General features: G+C 62.1%; 17 protein-coding genes and 1 pseudogene. 3 read left to right on the top strand and 15 right to left on the bottom strand.

Going from position 1 to position 16,376, the window contains the following annotated elements:
- The 6 genes from ACTHL0_RS12595 to rfbB all read right to left on the bottom strand — a co-directional run.
- The coding region (locus tag ACTHL0_RS12595; RefSeq protein WP_440567081.1) for an ABC transporter ATP-binding protein at positions 1-1,033 on the bottom strand (1,033 nt) is incomplete at its 3' end.
- Positions 1,034-1,118: 85 nt separating this feature from the next.
- On the bottom strand, positions 1,119-1,943 hold the full coding sequence (locus tag ACTHL0_RS12590; protein ID WP_440567080.1) for an ABC transporter permease: 825 nt from the start codon (positions 1,941-1,943) through the stop codon (positions 1,119-1,121).
- Between the two features lie 39 nt (positions 1,944-1,982).
- A complete protein-coding gene (gene rfbD / locus ACTHL0_RS12585) occupies positions 1,983-2,876 on the bottom strand; it encodes a dTDP-4-dehydrorhamnose reductase (RefSeq protein ID WP_440567079.1) in 894 nt (297 codons plus the stop codon).
- On the bottom strand, positions 2,873-3,424 hold the full coding sequence (gene rfbC, locus ACTHL0_RS12580) for a dTDP-4-dehydrorhamnose 3,5-epimerase (protein ID WP_440567078.1): 552 nt from the start codon (positions 3,422-3,424) through the stop codon (positions 2,873-2,875). The genes rfbD and rfbC overlap by 4 nt, the downstream gene beginning before the upstream one ends.
- Positions 3,409-4,302 (bottom strand): glucose-1-phosphate thymidylyltransferase RfbA, encoded by an 894-nt coding sequence (rfbA, locus tag ACTHL0_RS12575; RefSeq protein WP_440567077.1) that lies wholly within the window; start codon positions 4,300-4,302, stop codon positions 3,409-3,411. Before rfbA ends, rfbC begins: the two co-directional genes overlap by 16 nt.
- An 11-nt stretch (positions 4,303-4,313) precedes the next feature.
- On the bottom strand, positions 4,314-5,375 hold the full coding sequence (gene rfbB / locus ACTHL0_RS12570) for a dTDP-glucose 4,6-dehydratase (protein ID WP_440567076.1): 1,062 nt from the start codon (positions 5,373-5,375) through the stop codon (positions 4,314-4,316).
- Positions 5,376-5,552: 177 nt separating this feature from the next.
- On the opposite strand from rfbB, the pseudogene ACTHL0_RS12565 reads away from it, so the two are divergent.
- Together ACTHL0_RS12565 and cysC are read left to right on the top strand one after the other, a co-directional pair.
- Positions 5,553-6,401 (top strand): annotated as a pseudogene (locus ACTHL0_RS12565) (symmetrical bis(5'-nucleosyl)-tetraphosphatase).
- A 185-nt stretch (positions 6,402-6,586) separates the two neighbouring features.
- A complete protein-coding gene (gene cysC / locus ACTHL0_RS12560; protein WP_440567075.1) occupies positions 6,587-7,189 on the top strand; it encodes an adenylyl-sulfate kinase in 603 nt (200 codons plus the stop codon).
- Between the two features lie 72 nt (positions 7,190-7,261).
- On the opposite strand, the gene ACTHL0_RS12555 is transcribed toward cysC, so the two are convergent.
- The 8 genes from ACTHL0_RS12555 to ACTHL0_RS12520 form a co-directional block, all read right to left on the bottom strand.
- Complete coding sequence (locus tag ACTHL0_RS12555; RefSeq protein ID WP_440567074.1) at positions 7,262-8,098, bottom strand: lysophospholipid acyltransferase family protein; 837 nt, start codon at positions 8,096-8,098, stop codon at positions 7,262-7,264.
- A gap of 67 nt (positions 8,099-8,165) precedes the next feature.
- On the bottom strand, positions 8,166-9,443 hold the full coding sequence (locus tag ACTHL0_RS12550; protein ID WP_440567073.1) for a dihydroorotase: 1,278 nt from the start codon (positions 9,441-9,443) through the stop codon (positions 8,166-8,168).
- Between the two features lie 106 nt (positions 9,444-9,549).
- On the bottom strand, positions 9,550-10,581 hold the full coding sequence (locus ACTHL0_RS12545; protein WP_440567072.1) for an aspartate carbamoyltransferase catalytic subunit: 1,032 nt from the start codon (positions 10,579-10,581) through the stop codon (positions 9,550-9,552).
- Positions 10,582-10,681: 100 nt separating this feature from the next.
- Positions 10,682-11,197 carry a bifunctional pyr operon transcriptional regulator/uracil phosphoribosyltransferase PyrR gene (pyrR, locus tag ACTHL0_RS12540; RefSeq protein ID WP_440567071.1) on the bottom strand — a complete coding sequence of 172 codons (516 nt, stop codon included), beginning with the start codon at positions 11,195-11,197 and terminating at the stop codon, positions 10,682-10,684.
- Entirely contained in the window at positions 11,184-11,618 is a 435-nt protein-coding gene (gene ruvX / locus ACTHL0_RS12535) for a Holliday junction resolvase RuvX (RefSeq protein ID WP_440567070.1), read from the bottom strand. Before ruvX ends, pyrR begins: the two co-directional genes overlap by 14 nt.
- Positions 11,615-12,193 carry a YqgE/AlgH family protein gene (locus tag ACTHL0_RS12530; RefSeq protein ID WP_440567069.1) on the bottom strand — a complete coding sequence of 193 codons (579 nt, stop codon included), beginning with the start codon at positions 12,191-12,193 and terminating at the stop codon, positions 11,615-11,617. The genes ruvX and ACTHL0_RS12530 overlap by 4 nt, the downstream gene beginning before the upstream one ends.
- Before the next feature lie 325 nt (positions 12,194-12,518).
- On the bottom strand, positions 12,519-13,907 hold the full coding sequence (locus ACTHL0_RS12525; RefSeq protein WP_440567068.1) for a hypothetical protein: 1,389 nt from the start codon (positions 13,905-13,907) through the stop codon (positions 12,519-12,521).
- 55 nt (positions 13,908-13,962) lie between these two features.
- Entirely contained in the window at positions 13,963-14,133 is a 171-nt protein-coding gene (locus tag ACTHL0_RS12520; protein WP_440567067.1) for a rubredoxin, read from the bottom strand.
- A 284-nt stretch (positions 14,134-14,417) separates the two neighbouring features.
- On the opposite strand from ACTHL0_RS12520, the gene ACTHL0_RS12515 reads away from it, so the two are divergent.
- On the top strand, positions 14,418-15,284 hold the full coding sequence (locus ACTHL0_RS12515) for a hydroxymethylpyrimidine/phosphomethylpyrimidine kinase (protein ID WP_440567066.1): 867 nt from the start codon (positions 14,418-14,420) through the stop codon (positions 15,282-15,284).
- Positions 15,285-15,537: 253 nt separating this feature from the next.
- Here ACTHL0_RS12515 and groEL read toward each other — a convergent pair.
- Positions 15,538-16,376, bottom strand: an 839-nt coding sequence (groEL, locus tag ACTHL0_RS12510; protein ID WP_440567065.1) for a chaperonin GroEL, incomplete at its 5' end; no start/stop codon positions are given.

The following is a 16,376-nucleotide window of genomic DNA, read 5'->3' as shown; positions in this document are numbered from 1 at the left end:
TCATATGCGAGTTGTCGCCGAACAGCCGCTGCCCGAGCCTGTCCTTTACATAAAAACCGAAGATCAATCCCGAGACGTCCGTGCGCGCTGCGACCTTTATTTCCAGCGTGACGAGTTCGCCGCCGTGCAGCAATTGCACGCTGTTGCCGTCCTCGTCGATGAGACCGACATCGACGATCGTCGCATCGCCGGCACCAAATCCGGGCCCGACTGCATCCGGCTCGAATTCGAACACCTGGATCGTGTTCGCCGCTTTCAATCGGTCGAGGCGCGGATCGGCGATGTCGCTCGCAGCCATCTTCGCACGCACGCGTTCGGCCTTGGCCACCGAAACGGCTACGCCCTGCGCCTTACGGTCGAGCACGTGCTGCTCGGCCAAGTATGCTTCGACAACTTCCTTCGACGGCCCGTCTAACCTGACGCTGCCGCGGTCAAGCCAGACCGCGCGCGAGCACAGCCCCGTCACCGCACCAACGTCATGGCTCACGAAAAGCAGCGTTCCGTTCTTTTGGAATTCGCGCAGAAAACGCATGCACTTCTGCGTGAACCGAACATCGCCCACCGAGAGTGCTTCATCGACAACGAGGACATCGGCATCGACATGCGCAGCAATGGCAAACGCGAGACGCACGTACATCCCGCTCGAATAGGTCTTCACGGGCTGCGAAACGAATGCACCGATCTCGGCAAAGTCGATGATGGATTGATACCGCTCCTTGAGCTGCTTTTCCGTGAGACCGTAAAGCATCCCGCTCAGGTAGACGTTTTCCTCGCCGGTGAATTCGGGATTGAATCCTGCCCCGAGTTCCAGCAACGCCGCTACCCGACCGTTGCGCAGCACCTCGCCCTGAGTGGGCGTGAGCGTCCCACACACCAATTGCAGAAACGTAGACTTGCCGGACCCGTTCTGGCCGATGATGGCCACAGTTTCCCCGCGCGCGACGGTCAGGTCGACACCGCGCAATGCCCAGAATTCTTTGAAGTATTCCTTCGGCGCACGCCCCGTCATGCGAGCAAGCCGAGGAAAAGTCATCTGCTTTAGGCGGTCCAACGGCGCGTCATAGATCTCGTATCGTTTCCCTAGGCCGCGCGCCTCGACGGCAGGTTGAACAACGTTGTCAGAGCACATCGGCAAACCCCTTGCGCGTCTTTTGGAAGAAGAGCAAACCGAACGACGCAACAACGTAAGCAACCGCGCAATAGATCAGCCATCCGAGCCAATCGGGTTGTCCACCCCAAATCGCCACCGTTCTCAACTGGTCGATCACGAAGGTCAGTGGGTTGAGCATGATAAGCGGCCGTAGCTTGATCGGCACTGACGCAAGCGGGTAGAAAACGGGCGCCATAAACATCAACAATGACGACACGATGCCCATGACCTGCCCGAGATCGCGCATGAATACGCCAAACGAAGCGAGAAACCAAACGAGCCCAGCGATCAACACCAGAAACGGCACAATAATGAGCGGCGCGTAGATCACGGTCCAGGGGAGATGCCCTTGCCAAAAAAGGATTGCGATGAGCAATATCACTGAGGCAACGAGCATGTGAAATAGAGCTGTCCCGATGGCAATCCAAGGCAATGTTTCCAAGGGGAAAACGACCTTTTTCACATAGTTGGGATTGCCGACGACGAGCATCGGTGCGCGCGTCAAGCACTCGGAAATCAGATTGTGCGAAAGCACACCGACGAACATCACGACGGCAAACTCGATATGGTCGGTCGACCCTGTGCGCCACCTCGACTTGAACACGAAGCCGAACACGAATGTGTAGATGCTCAGCATCAACAGCGGCGTGACAAACGACCAAAAGAGCCCTAGAAACGAGCCCTTGTATCGCCCGGCAACCTCTCGCCTCACGAACTGGGCAATCAGGTGCCGGTTCGCCATGAGTGAATACAAAACCGCCAGCGGATGCAACTGCTGGTTACGTCTGTTCATAAGATTCCTAACGCGACAATCATCGGAGAAACAGGCTGGCTATCGCGCCCACAAATCGTCTAAAGCCAACTCGAGCGCATCACGCCAATCGAGACGGTGCAACTTGAAGCGTCCGTCGAACTTGCCATTATCCAACAAAGAGTTGCGCGGGCGACGCGCGGGCGTCGGATAGGCGTCAGAGCCGATTGGCTCGACGGCGGTCGTCTTCACAGGCTGTTGCTGCGAAGCCCGGGCAGCCTCGATGATGGCCCGCGCAAACCCATGCCACGTAGTACCGCCCGCCGCAGTCATATGGAAAAGCCCAGATTCGAACGAACCCGTGCCGCGCTCGCGCTGAGCTTGCGCCAACACGTGCGCGGTCAGATCGGCGATCAAGCGGGCCGACGTTGGCGCGCCCGTCTGATCGGCGACGACACGCAATTGCTCCCGCTCCGCAGCCAGGCGCAGCATCGTTCGCAGGAAGTTGCGTCCACGCGCCCCGTAGACCCACGTTGTGCGGAGTGTCAGCCATTCACCGCCCACCGCCTCGATAGCCCGCTCACCCTCGAGCTTCGTTCGACCGTAAGCGTTCAACGGCGCCACGACGTCACTTTCTATGTACGGTCTTTCACTACTACCGTCGAACACGTAATCGGTCGAGTAATGGATCAACAGGGCACCGTGTTTCCTGGCAGCACGAGCCAATTCGCCGAGGGCATCGCCATTGATGATCCGCGCGGCGTCCTCCTCGGTTTCCGCCTGATCGACGGCCGTATAGGCCGCCGCGTTGACGATTGCATCGGGACGCACGTCCGCCACAAGCCGACCGAGCGTCTCGGGGCGTGCCAGATCAGCTTCATCTCGCCCTAAGGCGATAACTTCACCGAGCGGAGCCAGCGAGCGGCGCAGCTCCCATCCAACTTGACCATTGCGGCCCGTCACGAGCACTTTCACGCGTATACCTCAGCGTCAGAGAGCCGGCTCCCCGCCGCATCCTTCGCGGCCAGCAACGGCTCGAACCCGATCGGCCAGTCGATGCCGACCTCAGGGTCATTCCAAAGCAGCGTTCGTTCGAATTCGGGAAACCAGTAATCGGTCGTTTTATAGAGAAACTGCGCCGACTCCGACAACACGACGAATCCATGAGCGAAACCAGGCGGAACCCATAGCTGCTTATGGTTTTCGGCGGATAAGACGACGCCTTCCCACTTACCGAAATTCGGCGAGCTACGCCGGATGTCCACCGCCACATCGAATACTTCGCCTTCCACTACCCGCACCAGTTTGCCTTGCGCATGCTGGATCTGATAGTGCAGCCCGCGCAGCACGCCCTTTGCGGAACGCGAATGGTTATCCTGGACAAATTCGACGCCACTCGCGACTTTTTCCGCAAACTCACGAGCATTGAAGCTCTCGAGAAAATATCCTCGAGCATCGCCGAACACCTTCGGCTCGATGACTTTGACTTCCGGCAGCGATGTAGCGGTTACTTGGATGGCCATGCGACGTGGTCCATGAGAATGTTCTTCAGATATTGTCCGTAGCCGTTCTTGGCCAGCGGCTCGGCAAGCTTCAGCTCCTGCTCGGCCGTGATCCAGCCGCGGCGATAGGCGATTTCTTCGGGACATGCCACCACGAGCCCCTGCCGCTTCTGCAGCGTAGCGATAAAGGTGGCCGCCTCGATCAGCGAATCGTGCGTACCCGTATCCAGCCACGCGTAGCCGCGCCCCATGATCTCGACATCGAGCAAACCATCCGCCAGATAGCGCGCGTTGACATCCGTAATTTCGAGCTCGCCCCGCGCAGAGGGCTTGATGTCCGCGGCGATGTCGCACACGCGATCGTCGTAGAAGTACAGCCCGGTGACCGCATAGTTCGACCGCGGTTGGCTCGGTTTTTCCTCGATCGACACCGCACGGAATTGCTTGTCGAATTCGACCACGCCATAACGCTCGGGGTCCGTCACGTGATAGGCGAATACCGTTGCCCCGGACGGCCTGCTCGCGGCCCGCTCGAGCTGCTTGGCCAGGTCGTGTCCGTAGAAAATGTTATCGCCGAGAATGAGGGCCGACGGATCGTTGCCGACGAAATCCTTGCCAATCACGAACGCTTGCGCCAAACCGTCGGGCGACGGCTGCACCGCATATTGGATGTTCATTCCCCATTGACTGCCGTCGCCCAGCATCGCTTGGAAGCGAGGCGTATCGTGCGGCGTCGAAATGACGAGAACCTCACTGATGCCGGCCACCATCAGCGTCGAAAGCGGATAGTAGATCATCGGCTTGTCGTACACCGGAAGCAGCTGCTTGGAGACGACATGCGTGATCGGGTACAGCCGGGTGCCGGATCCCCCGGCCAAAATGATGCCTTTGCGTGCCATGACTGCGGCCCTCACGCGCGCTGCGCGTAGTTGGTCTCAACCCACTTTCGATACTCGCCCGAAGCGACTTCGTCGGCCCAAGCCTGATTGTCCAGGTACCACTGGACCGTCTTCGCCAAACCCGTCTCGAACGTCTCTGCCGGCTTCCAACCCAACTCGCGTTCGAGTTTTCGCGCATCGATCGCGTAACGGCGATCGTGCCCGGGCCGATCCTTCACATAGGTAATCTGATCGCGGTAGGAGCCTGCCGCTTTGGGGCGCGCCCGATCGAGCAGATCGCATAGCGTATGGACAACTTCGAGGTTCTTCTTCTCGTTCCAACCGCCCACATTGTAGGTTTCGCCCGGGACGCCACGTGCCAGCACTTCGCGGATCGCCGAACAGTGATCACCGACGTAGAGCCAATCGCGCACGTTCTGGCCATCGCCGTACACCGGAAGTGCCTTGCCCGCCAATGCATTCGCTATCATCAGAGGAATCAGCTTTTCGGGAAACTGATACGGCCCGTAATTATTCGAGCAATTGGTAGTCAGTGTCGGCAAGCCGTACGTATGATGATAGGCACGAACGAGGTGATCGGAGCCGGCTTTCGTGGCCGAATACGGGCTATTCGGCGCGTACGACGTGGTTTCCGAAAATTGAGGGTCGGTTGCGGACAGCGAGCCGAAGACTTCGTCCGTCGAGACGTGCAGGAAGCGGAACGCGGCTTTATCGGCTTCGGCAAGGCCGTTCCAGTAGCCACGTGCAGCCTCCAGCAACGTGAATGTGCCCACCACGTTTGTCTGAACGAAATCGGCCGGGCCGTGAATCGAGCGGTCGACGTGGCTTTCTGCGGCAAAATGCACCACCGCGCGCGGCTTGTGTTTCGCGAACAATGTTTCCAGTGCAGGCCCGTCGCAAACGTCGACTTGGGCAAACACGTGCTTCGCATTGCCCTGCAGGGATTTGAGCGTACCGAGGTTGCCGGCGTACGTCAGTTTGTCGACATTCAGAACCGGCTCGTCCGATTGACGCAGCCAGTCCAGCACAAAATTGGCGCCGATAAAGCCGGCACCGCCCGTCACCAAAATCATGGGGATGTCCTACGAACGAGTACGGTGGGAAGTTCAAGCGCACAATTATATAGGCTGAGGAGAGCGGCGCGGCTTTCTTCGAAAAGTGTCGTATGCTCCGGGCGCAATGTTGCCATCCACCGTGGCGCCACAAGCAGCCGATACGCGATGGCATCCGAGTCACACAATCGCCAGACAATGACCCCTTCGTCCCCCACCGTCCCCTTCGCTTTCGGCGATCTCCAAGGCTGCCATGCACCGTTCAAACGGTTGTTCAAGACCTTACCCCTCACCCCCGAGACCCCCGTCTGGTTTGCCGGAGACCTCATCAATCGCGGTCCCGATTCGCTAGCGACCTTACGCGACGTCGTGGCATTGGGACCCCGTGCGGTCGCCGTACTCGGCAACCACGACCTGCATTTGTTGGCCGTCTCCGCAGGCCTCCGCGCCTAGAAAAAAAGCGACACACTCGCCGAGATCCTGACCGCGCCCGACGGGCCGGATCTGCTCGACTGGGTCCGCCATCGTCCGTTTGCCCATTTCGAAAACGGCATGCTGATGGTTCACGCCGGCGTACTCCCGCAATGGGACGTGACACTCGCACTCGAGTTGGCCGACGAGCTGCAACGTGAGTTGCGCTCAGCCAAGTGGAAAGAGAAGCTCGCGCAGTGGTACGGCAACGAGCCCCGCCGTTGGAGCCCCGATCTGAAGAAGGCGGACCGGCAACGGGTCGCCTTCAACGCCTTCACGCGCATCCGGTTCTGTACGCCCGCCGGGGAGATGGAGTTCGCCTGCAGCAAGGGCCCAGAGGCCGCCCCAGCGGGCTATTTGCCGTGGTTCGACGCCCCGGACAGACGCACGGCCGGCGTCACCGTCGTTTTCGGGCATTGGGCCGCCCTTGGGCTCATGTTGAAAGACAATCTGATTGGGCTTGATTCTGGCTGTGTATGGGGGAATCGCCTCACGGCCGTGCGCCTGGCCACCGCGCCAGAGGAACGCCAAGTCGTGCAGGTCGACTGCGATGGATGCGCTTCCGGCGCCGAATAAGCGCATGATCTCCCTCTCCGAGCGCGAGGCTACCGCGATAGAGATGCCCAAACTGTAGATGTAGAGTTTGGTGCAATGTTCGGTAAGAATCGCAAGCGAGGCAATGCTTTCGCGGTATCCTCTCGCCTCATAAAATAGTCACGCTATTTCAACGCCCCGCCCTGAGCGCACAGCAGGAGAAACAATTGCAGCAAGCCGTTAGCCGCGTCATCGCCGAATCGAAAGAAGAAGCCGATATCTCGACACAGGAGGCGGGCGGCGTGCTGTGGTTAACCGGGTTGTCGGGGGCCGGCAAGACGACGCTGTCCAAGGCGCTGAAGCAGCGACTCGTGGACGAAGGTTGCCTGGCGGTCGTGCTCGATGGCGACGAATTGCGCACCGGCCTGAATGCGGGCCTTGGGTTCAGTCACGCCGATCGCCGGGAAAACGTCCGGCGCACGGCCGAGGTCGCGGCGCTGTTCAAGGCGCAGGGCTTCGTCGTTATCTGCGCCTTGATCTCGCCGGCGGCGGCGCAGCGGCAACTGGCGCGCGCCATTGTCGGCGAGCGCTTCTTTGAAGTGCACGTGAGCAGCGATCTCAGCGTATGCGAAGGGCGCGATCCAAAGGGCCTGTACGCCAAAGCGCGCAGCGGGGCACTGGCTGAATTCACGGGCGTTGCCTCCCCCTACGAAGTACCCACCATGCCGGATCTGGCGATCGATACCAGCCGCTCGAGCATTGCGGAATCGCTCGCCGAGTTGGAAAGCTTCGTTCGCGCGAGGCTGCACCTCGCACACAGGCTGGACTGATCCGTACTGCACTGCGCTGCGCTCACAGGGCTGCAGACAGGATCAAGGCCTGTGAGCACTCAGTGGGTGCGCTTAGAGGTCGCCCGGCACGGCAGGACTGGGTGGAAGCTCGTCGCCCGAGTCTGACTGCAGCGGATGAACTGGTGCCGGTGCCGGTGCGATCGAAACCTTCAAACCCTCCTGCAACGCCACCAACCCCGCCCCCACCGCGTCCCGCGCCTTCGCCGACAACGCCCGCCGATCGCTCATCGGCTCAATCGCCGCGCCGACATACAAGTGCGCCGTAAACGGCCCGCCGCGCAACACGGCATCGAGCGACTGTCCGAGCGATACGTCATCGATATAAGCTGGGGTAGTCGATTGCCGCCCATCCCGCCCCTCGTACATCAGGCACACAGGCTGCACCGGACACTGCGCCGAAACCGCCGCCTGGAACAAGTTCGCATGGAACGGCAGCAGCGAGACCCCATCCGACGTCGTGCCTTCTGGAAACAGACACACCAACCCGCCCCCGGCTACCCGCTCGACAATTTCATGCATCGTCCGATGCGCATCCCTGCGCTTCTCGCGATGAATAAAAATCGTCCCTAGCTGATGCGCGAGCCACCCGACCACCGGCCACTTGCGCACCTCGGCCTTCGAAACGAACGGCGTCGGACGCCAAGCGTTGATCACGTAGATATCGAGCCAGGAGACGTGATTGCCGACAACGAGCGCCCCGTGATCGAGCCTGCGTTCGTCGTGATGGACGACAAGGCGCATTCCGGCGAGCCGGAGCATCTTGATCGACCACGCCCGATTCACTTCGAGCTTGGTTGCATCGGACATGCGAGGAAACCGCACGGCGACGATCCACATTCCATGCAGCAGATGTAAAACGAGCCGAAGTTTGGCAAATGCGAGCGTCATTGCAGCCGGTTGCTTATGATTTCGGTTTCTGGTTTGTGGTTCGTCAGTCGGTGCGCCGTCCCGCCCCTCAAGCCTGCTCGTACGCCACCTGCCCGGCAACCACAGTCGCACGCACACGAGCCGGCAGTTCATAGCCCAGGAACGGGGTGTTATGCCCTTGGCTCTTGAGCGCGCGCGGTTCGACACGCCAATAGGCGTTGCGATCGAACACGCAGACATCGGCCGCGCCGCCCACTTCGATCCGGCCCACGGGCAGGTTGAGCACCTTGGCCGGCCCCGCCGTAATGCGTCCCAACGCGCGCGCCAACGGAAGCCGCGCTTCGTCCGCCCATTTCACCGTCAGCGACAACAGCAACTCGAGCCCTGTCGCACCCGGCGTCGCCTCCGCAAAAGGCAGCAGCTTTTCGTCGTCGTCAACGGGCGTATGTGCCGAGCAAATCGCATCGATCGTGCCATCGGCCAAGCCGGCACGAATCGCTTCCCGATCACGCTGCGTGCGCAGCGGCGGATCGAGCCGGAATTGCGAATCGAAGTAGCCGATATCGACGTCGATCAAATGAATATGATTCGCGCTGACATCGCATGAAACGGCCAGCCCCTCGGCCTTCGCTTCGCGCACAAGCGCGACGCCCGCGGCGGAGGACAAATGCGACAGATGCACCCGTGCACCCGTGGCTCGCATCAACTCGAAAATCGTATGCAAGGCGATCGTCTCGGCCGCCACCGGCACACCGGACAAACCGAGGCGCGAGGCCACCGCACCGCTCGCCGCCACCCCACCCTTCGCCAGACACGCGTCTTGTGGCCGCAGCCAAATCGTATAGCCGTACGTGCTCGCATATTGCAACGCGCGCAGCAGCACCTGCGTATCGGCGATCGGCGAATCAGCCTGCGTGAAGCCCACGCAGCCAGCTTCGGTCAACCCGACCATCTCGGTGATGACCGCCCCCTTCAAGCCCACGGTCAATGCGCCCAGCGGATGCACGTGCGCGCGGTTCAGCTTGCTCGCGCGGAACTTCAGCATTTCGATGAGGCCCGGCTCGTCGAGAATCGGGTCGGTGTCCGGCGGGCAGGCCAGCGTCGTCACGCCGCCGGCAACGGCGGCCGCCATCTCCGATTCGAGCGTCGCCTTATGTTCGTAGCCCGGCTCGCGCAAACGCGCCGACAAATCGACAAAACCCGGCGCCACATAGCGCCCCTTCGCATCGATTGTCTTGTCCGCTTTGAAATCGGAGGGTGCTGCGCCGATCGCGGCAATCTTGCCATCGGCAATGAAAACGTCCGCGCGCTGTTCGGTGCCCGCTTGCGGGTCGATCACCGTGCCGCCTTCGATATGAATCTTCATGCGCTGCCTTTCTTGTCTTTCCGTCGCTTTGATAGCCGCTATAGCCGCTACAGCTGCCGTATCTGCTGTATTTGCTCTCGCCGTTCGGCGGTTCGATGCCGCCCGCTCACTCGTTGTTGCCGGCCACGATACTCATGACCGCCATGCGCACCGCGATGCCGAACGTCACCTGGTTAAGAATCACCGATTGCGGCCCGTCCGCCACCTGTGAATCGATTTCCACGCCGCGGTTCATCGGGCCCGGGTGCATGACGATCGCGTCGGGTTTCGCGCGCGCAAGCCGCTCAGGCGTGAGCCCCCAGCTCTTGAAGTACTCCTGCGCCGAGGGCAGCAACGCGCCGCTCATGCGCTCGTTCTGCAAGCGCAGCATGATGATGACGTCGACGTCTTTCAGCCCTTCATCAAGGTTGTGATAAACCCGCACGCCAAGTTCTTCGAGCCCGCCCGGCAACAGCGTGCGAGGCCCGATCGCGCGCACTTCGGGCACGCCGAGCGTCGTCAGCGCATGGATGTCCGAACGCGCGACGCGCGAGTGCAGGATGTCGCCGACGATCGCCACGCGCAGATTCGTGAAATCGCGCTTGTAATGGCGGATCGTGTACATGTCGAGCAAGCCTTGCGTGGGGTGCGCATGGCGCCCGTCGCCCGCGTTGATCACGTGCACGTGCGGCGCGCAATGCTCGGCGATCAGATACGGCGCGCCGCTCGATGCATGGCGCACGACGAACATGTCGGCATGCATGGCCGAGAGGTTATTGATCGTATCGAGCAGCGATTCGCCCTTGCTCGTCGACGATGCGTTGATGTTCAGATTCAACACGTCTGCCGATAGGCGAGTAGCCGCGATTTCGAACGTCGTGCGCGTGCGCGTCGAATTCTCGAAGAAGAGGTTGAAGACCGATTTGCCGCGCAGCAGCGGCACCTTCTTCACCTCACGATCGGTCACGCTCACAAACGGCTCGGCGGTATCGAGGATGTGCGTGAGGATCGAGCGCGGCAGCCCTTCGATCGACAGCAGATGCTTGAGCTCGCCGTTCTTCGTGAGCTGCGGGTTGCCCTTCAGAAAGCCGTAGCGAAAGCGCTCGGCGGAGGCGGATTCGCCGCCGTGATCGGCACGGCCTGGGGTGACGGTGTTCATGGTCTGTCTAATTCAAACAAGATGGAGGAGGCGCGCCGGCTCGGTAGCCCACACGCCTCATCGGTAATTCATTGCGAGAGGCGAAAAGCCTGTTGCAAAGTCAATCGCCGCGCGGTTCGGTACGGAACGTGAAATGCATGTCGCCCGCTTGCTCGAGCACGAGCGTGGCGTCAGCAGCGATTTCTGCATGCGCTCCCGCAAAGCGTGCCTCGAACGGCATCTCGCGGCCGCTGCGCTCCGCCAGCACGGCCAGTTCGATGGCCGCCGGACGCCCGTAGTCGTACAGTTCGTTGATCGCGGCCCGCACGGTACGGCCCGTGTGCAGGACATCGTCGACAAGCACAATACGGCGGCCTTCAACATCGAACGGCAGCGAGGTGGGACTGGCTTGGCTGTGCAGCCCCTTTTTGGCGTAATCGTCGCGGTGCAGCGCGACATTCACGACACCGAAGAAATTCGCGCCGAGATCGCGCGCGAGGCGTTCAGCAAGCCATGCGCCGCCGCTGTGTATCCCGGCGAGCACGGGGCCGTCCGCGGCCCCGAACGATGCGCCGTAAGCGGCGCGGATCTGGGCGAGAAGCGTCGCGTAGGACGCCTCGGCATCAATGCAACTCATCGGAAAGCCCGTCCAGGTATTGTTGAAGAATGATGCGCGCCGCCTCGGCATCGCGCATCTGCGCGGCCACGCCGCTTTCGCGCATATCGAGATCGGCTGCCACCGAGCTGTAGCGTTCGTCCACCCATACGACGGGCAGGTTAAAACGCCCGTTCAACTGGTTGCCGAAACGCTTGGCGAGCTGCGTCATTTCATGCGGCGTACCGTCCGGATGGCAAGGCAGGCCGACAACGAGCGCATCGGGTTTCCATTCGGCGATCAGCTTGCCGACCGCTTCAAAGCGAAACACGCGATCGCGATTCGGCACGACGACAAGCGCACGCGCCTGGCGCATCAGCACATTGCCGACCGCCACGCCAATGCGCTTTTCGCCGTAGTCGAACGCAAGCAGCGTCGCCTCACGCCCGACCCCTTTTATCATGCGTGGCCCGCGTCGCCCGAGAGCATCGAAGGCGTGACGCCGAGCAGCGCGAGCGCAGCCTCGAAGCGCTGTTCAGCCGGCACGTCGAATACGATCTTCGGATCGGCCTCGACCGTCAGCCAGCCATTGCGGGAGATTTCCTCTTCGAGCTGCCCTGCCCCCCAGCCCGCGTGGCCCAGTGTGAGCAGGAAGCGCTGCGGGCCTTTGCCGCTCGCCACGGCTTCGAGGACATCTTTCGACGTCGTCATTTCAAGCCCGCCCGCCACGGCCATCGACGACGTATAGGCACTACCCTCGACAGGCTCGTGCAGCACGAAGCCGCGCTCGGTTTGCACCGGGCCGCCGAAGTAGACGGGAATATGCAGAAGCGGCTCGATTTCGAGCTTCAGATCGATACGGCTGAACAGCGATTCGAGATCGATATCGGTCGGCCGGTTGATAACGAGACCGAGCGCCCCGCGCTCGCTGTGATCGCACAGGTAGACCACCGTTCCGGAAAAAGTAGGATCCGCCATATTGGGCATGGCGATCAGGAACTGGTTGGTCAGATTGATGCGATCGTTACTCTTAGGCATGGTTCGAATTTTAGCAAAGACGGTGCACGTTGGACGCCGCGAATGAGCGCAAGCACCCAGGAAAGGTCGCAAACCGTAGGCGGCGCATCCTTCGCGCCCGCCCACACCGGACCTTATTTCTCCGCACTCTATCACGCATGTGGGTTGGGCCACGCGGCTTAAGCCCTTTGGCCAAGGGTCGTACCGTCGCATCAAGGCTGCACAGTCTCGAATGCACCCCTGAGCGACGCTCAAAACGCATGCGCGAGCGCCATATCGAGGCGTTTTGGGTATCCAGGGGAGAGAAACGTGTAAAAACGGGTGGCCTGGCAGTACTGTACTTAACCTAATAACCGGAAGATGCCGGCCCCGGACCGGCCACCGGGGCGGCACGTTCGATGGCCTGTGTGAGCAGAGCAAGCGGCACCGCCGAATCGGACGGGGCAAAGCCGGCCGCCACGCGGAGCAGCATCGCCCGCAACGCCTCACCGGCCTGCTCGACCGGACGCTGTGCCGGCGCCGCCTGGGGCAAACCGATCTGTGCCGCATAAGCATGCCGGCGCCAAGCCAGGCCAAGCGCATCGGCCAGCAGCGCGACATGGCCGAGACCCAATGCCTGCGCGGCCGCGCCGAGCCGATAGGCAGCCTGCGCCGCATGCTCGGCCGCCGCACCATCGCCCCCGCCTGCGACGGCGGCCAGTGCGGCGTCGCCGCTCACGGCAAGCGCCGCCATCGACGCGTCGGCTGTTTGCAAAAAATCTTCGTAGGCCAGGACATTGACGGATACCGGGCCAAGTTCGCGCGTGACGCCTTCGCCGCTCGCTGCCGCTTCGGCTTCGGCGGCGCCCTGCTCCCACGCGGCCTGGGAAGCCTGCGTGGCAGCAATATGCCAATCGACCGTCAATCCGTAATCGTTGAGCAAGGTGACCGCATCCGCATCTTCGGCCGCTGCGCCGTACAACGCGTAATCGCGCCACAGCAGCGCCAGCGCCGCGCGGACGAACGAGCGCGGAGCCAATCGCTGGCCACGGGCTTGCTCCGCCAACAGCAGGTTGCAACGCGCATAGAAGCGCTTGGCCTCCGGATCGCCCATCCGGGCGCGGCCGTTCACACGCAAAGTGCGGGCACACGCGGTGGCCAGGCGCCACACGTCGTATGCATCGGTATCGGCGCCCGCAAGCCCGGCGATGCAGTCATCGAGTTCGGCCTGCGCCGCCCCCGCCTCCTCGTGTCCTTTCAGCACCGGCAGCAGGGCATGCTCGTAGCGTGCGCGCAAGGCGGCCAACGCCAACGGCGAGGCCGGGCGCAGGGTAGCCGGTGCGCTCGGCCGTCCCGCCAAGGCAAGATCCTCGAAGGCGACGGCATAGCCGCGCGTATGGCGCCCGACCTGGGCATTCAACGCGCGATAGTGACCAAAAAGCGTGGGCGAGCATGCCAACTCGCGTAAATTCCGGCGCGTGAGCGCCCCGTGGAAATCGACGAGCGCTGCCCGAAACTGCGGCAGAAAGTCGTCCGTGGCAAATGGTGCGACGAGCACCAGCGCATCGGTGAAACGCTGGGACGCCAGCCAGCCCGCCTGGCGCAACGCCTGCGCCGCCCGCAGCAACGGCCCGACGACCGTCATCTGCGCGTCGCTGGCCTGCCTTGCCTCGGCCAGCGCGGCCTCCGCTTCATGGACCGCGGCGCCGCGCGGGTTCGGCAAGGCCTCGATAGACGGCGAATCGACGGATGTCATGGCGTCGGGGTATGCGCCGCTCGAACCCGTCGGGCCCGGCGGCTGCGGCGTGTGGTCAGAGCTGAACCATCTCGAAGTCTTCCTTGCGGGCGCCGCACTCAGGACACGTCCAGTTGATCGGAACGTCTTCCCAGCGCGTACCCGGTGCAATGCCTTCTTCGGGCAGACCGGCCTCTTCGTCGTAGATCCAGCCGCAAATCAGGCACATCCACTGTTTGTGTTCCATTCTTGTCGCGTCGCAAAAAACCGTTAATCAAAGAGCCATGATGGTACCGTTTTTGAGGCGCCCCTGGCTAGGAATCCGAGCACCGCGCCCTTCTGACGGCGGACGGCGCCCGGAGCGCATGATGCACTGCTGCCCGATGGGTTGACCTCGCCTGCCTCGCTCGATGCACCGCCGAGACGTGCGCCGTCCGTACCATCCGAGCCCGTTAGGCCGCATAATGAATCGACTGCGCAGGCGAGCCGCCCGGCCCGCCGCTCGCGGTTTTCATCACAACGCTCTATTCCATGCAAAGTGCCGCCCCTCCGATCGTTCTGACTTTCGGCTTGTCCGACCCCACCGGCGGCTCCGGCTTGCAAGCCGATCTGCTCACGCTCGCCAGCATGGGCTGCCATGGCGTATCGGTCCTCACGGGCTACACCGTACGCGATTCGGCCACCTGCGACGAAGTGACGGGACTCGACCCCGACGTCGTCGCCACGCAGGCGCGCATGCTGCTCGAGGACATGCCGATCGCCGCCTTCAAGGTGGGCGCGGCCACGCGAGCCGAGGTGGTCAGCGCAATTGCCGAAGTTGTGTCCGATTACGACGATATTCCGCTGATCCTCGCCCCCGATTTCACGCTCGACGACGAACACGTGTTGGCGGCCGACGAGCTGCGCGAGTCGATCGCCGATCTGCTCGCCCCGCAAACGACGATCCTCATCGCGGATCAAACCACCCTCATCGCGCTCGCCCAACCGGATGGCGACGCCGAATCGCCGAGCCTGGACGGAGCGATCGCTCACTTGCTCTCTCAGGGCGCCGAATACGTGTTGTCGACGCAAACGGGCACGCATCGCCTCGTCAATACGCTGTTCAGCGAAGAAGGACAGCTGCGGCAAGATATGTGGGATCGGCCGCAGTACCGGCTCATGGGCATCACGGACACGCTCGGCGCGGCCGTGGCGGCATTGCTCGCAAACGGGCAGGAGCCCGCGGAAGCGGCGCGCGAGGCTCAGGAGTATTTGTATCAAGCAGTGCGGCAAGCCTTTCGCCCCGGGATGGGCGCGTATTTGCCGGATCGCTTCTTCTGGGCGCGCGACGACGAAGAAACCCCTTCGCCGCCGCTAATCGGCACGGATCAGATCCGGCATAAGCCATCGCAGGCTTAATGGGCTTGATGGGTTGATTCGGCCTGCTTGGGTTGATTCGGCCTGCTTGGGTTGATTCAGCCTGCTTGGGTTGATTCAGCCTGCTTGGGCTGATTCAGCCTGCTTGGGCTGATCCGTTGCAGCCATAAAAAATCCCGTGGGAGCAGACGCTCTCACGGGATTTTTTATCGGCTGGAAGACGCGCCGCCTTGCAGCGCGCCTTTCATGCGATTTCGGCGAGCGGCCTGAAGGCAAAGGCCGCCCGAAGCCGAGATTACATGTCCATGCCCATGCCGCCCATGCCGCCGGGCATACCGCCAGGCATCGGGGCATCCTTCTTCGGCAGTTCGGCAACGGCTGCGTCCGTCGTCAGCAGGAGACCTGCCACCGAAGCGGCGTTCTGCAGTGCCGTACGCGTCACCTTCGTCGGATCGACCACACCGGCTTCCACCAGATCGCCGTACTCTTCCGTCGAAGCGTTGAAGCCGTAGTTGCCCTTGCCTTCTGCAACCGCTGCCACGACCACGCCGGCTTCCAGGCCGCCGTTCGTCACGATCTGACGCAGCGGCTCTTCCATCGCGCGCAGCACGATCTTGATGCCGGCGTCTTGATCGGCGTTCGAGCCCTTCAGGCCCGTGATAGCCGTGCGAGCGCGGATCAGCGCAACGCCGCCGCCAGGAACGATGCCTTCTTCAACGGCAGCACGCGTAGCGTGCAGCGCGTCTTCGACACGTGCCTTCTTTTCCTTCATTTCGACTTCGGTCGCAGCACCGACCTTGATCACTGCCACGCCGCCGGCCAGCTTGGCCACGCGCTCTTGCAGCTTTTCGCGGTCGTAGTCGGACGTCGCTTCTTCGATTTGCGTGCGGATCTGCTTCACACGCGCTTCGATGTTCTTTGCGTCGCCTGCGCCGTCGATGATCGTCGTGTTTTCCTTGCCCACTTCGATGCGCTTGGCTTGACCGAGCTCTTGCAGCGTTGCCTTCTCGAGCGTCAGGCCCGTTTCCTCGGCGATCACTTGGCCGCCCGTCAGGATCGCGATGTCTTCGAGCATCGCCTTGCGACGATCGCCGAAGCCAGGCGCCTTGACCGCAACGGTCTTCAGGATGCCGC

It is taken from the genome of Trinickia sp., from assembly GCF_051961175.1.
Classification (GTDB): domain Bacteria; phylum Pseudomonadota; class Gammaproteobacteria; order Burkholderiales; family Burkholderiaceae; genus Trinickia.
This window is presented reverse-complemented; position numbering and strand designations above follow the sequence as displayed.

What these genes read in the sequence shown, in the direction of transcription:
- ACTHL0_RS12515 (WP_440567066.1), top strand. Translation starts at nt 14,418, where the DNA reads ATGCAAAGTGCCGCCCCTCCGATCGTTCTGACTTTCGGCTTGTCCGAC.
- ACTHL0_RS12530 (WP_440567069.1), bottom strand. Translation starts at nt 12,193, where the DNA reads ATGCCTAAGAGTAACGATCGCATCAATCTGACCAACCAGTTCCTGATC.
- ACTHL0_RS12525 (WP_440567068.1), bottom strand. Translation starts at nt 13,907, where the DNA reads ATGACATCCGTCGATTCGCCGTCTATCGAGGCCTTGCCGAACCCGCGC.
- ACTHL0_RS12545 (WP_440567072.1), bottom strand. Translation starts at nt 10,581, where the DNA reads ATGAACACCGTCACCCCAGGCCGTGCCGATCACGGCGGCGAATCCGCC.
- ACTHL0_RS12520 (WP_440567067.1), bottom strand. Translation starts at nt 14,133, where the DNA reads ATGGAACACAAACAGTGGATGTGCCTGATTTGCGGCTGGATCTACGAC.
- rfbB (WP_440567076.1), bottom strand. Translation starts at nt 5,375, where the DNA reads ATGATTTTGGTGACGGGCGGTGCCGGCTTTATCGGCGCCAATTTTGTG.
- rfbC (WP_440567078.1), bottom strand. Translation starts at nt 3,424, where the DNA reads ATGGCCATCCAAGTAACCGCTACATCGCTGCCGGAAGTCAAAGTCATC.
- ACTHL0_RS12550 (WP_440567073.1), bottom strand. Translation starts at nt 9,443, where the DNA reads ATGAAGATTCATATCGAAGGCGGCACGGTGATCGACCCGCAAGCGGGC.
- ACTHL0_RS12590 (WP_440567080.1), bottom strand. Translation starts at nt 1,943, where the DNA reads ATGAACAGACGTAACCAGCAGTTGCATCCGCTGGCGGTTTTGTATTCA.
- ACTHL0_RS12555 (WP_440567074.1), bottom strand. Translation starts at nt 8,098, where the DNA reads ATGACGCTCGCATTTGCCAAACTTCGGCTCGTTTTACATCTGCTGCAT.
- pyrR (WP_440567071.1), bottom strand. Translation starts at nt 11,197, where the DNA reads ATGAGTTGCATTGATGCCGAGGCGTCCTACGCGACGCTTCTCGCCCAG.
- ruvX (WP_440567070.1), bottom strand. Translation starts at nt 11,618, where the DNA reads ATGATAAAAGGGGTCGGGCGTGAGGCGACGCTGCTTGCGTTCGACTAC.
- rfbA (WP_440567077.1), bottom strand. Translation starts at nt 4,302, where the DNA reads ATGGCACGCAAAGGCATCATTTTGGCCGGGGGATCCGGCACCCGGCTG.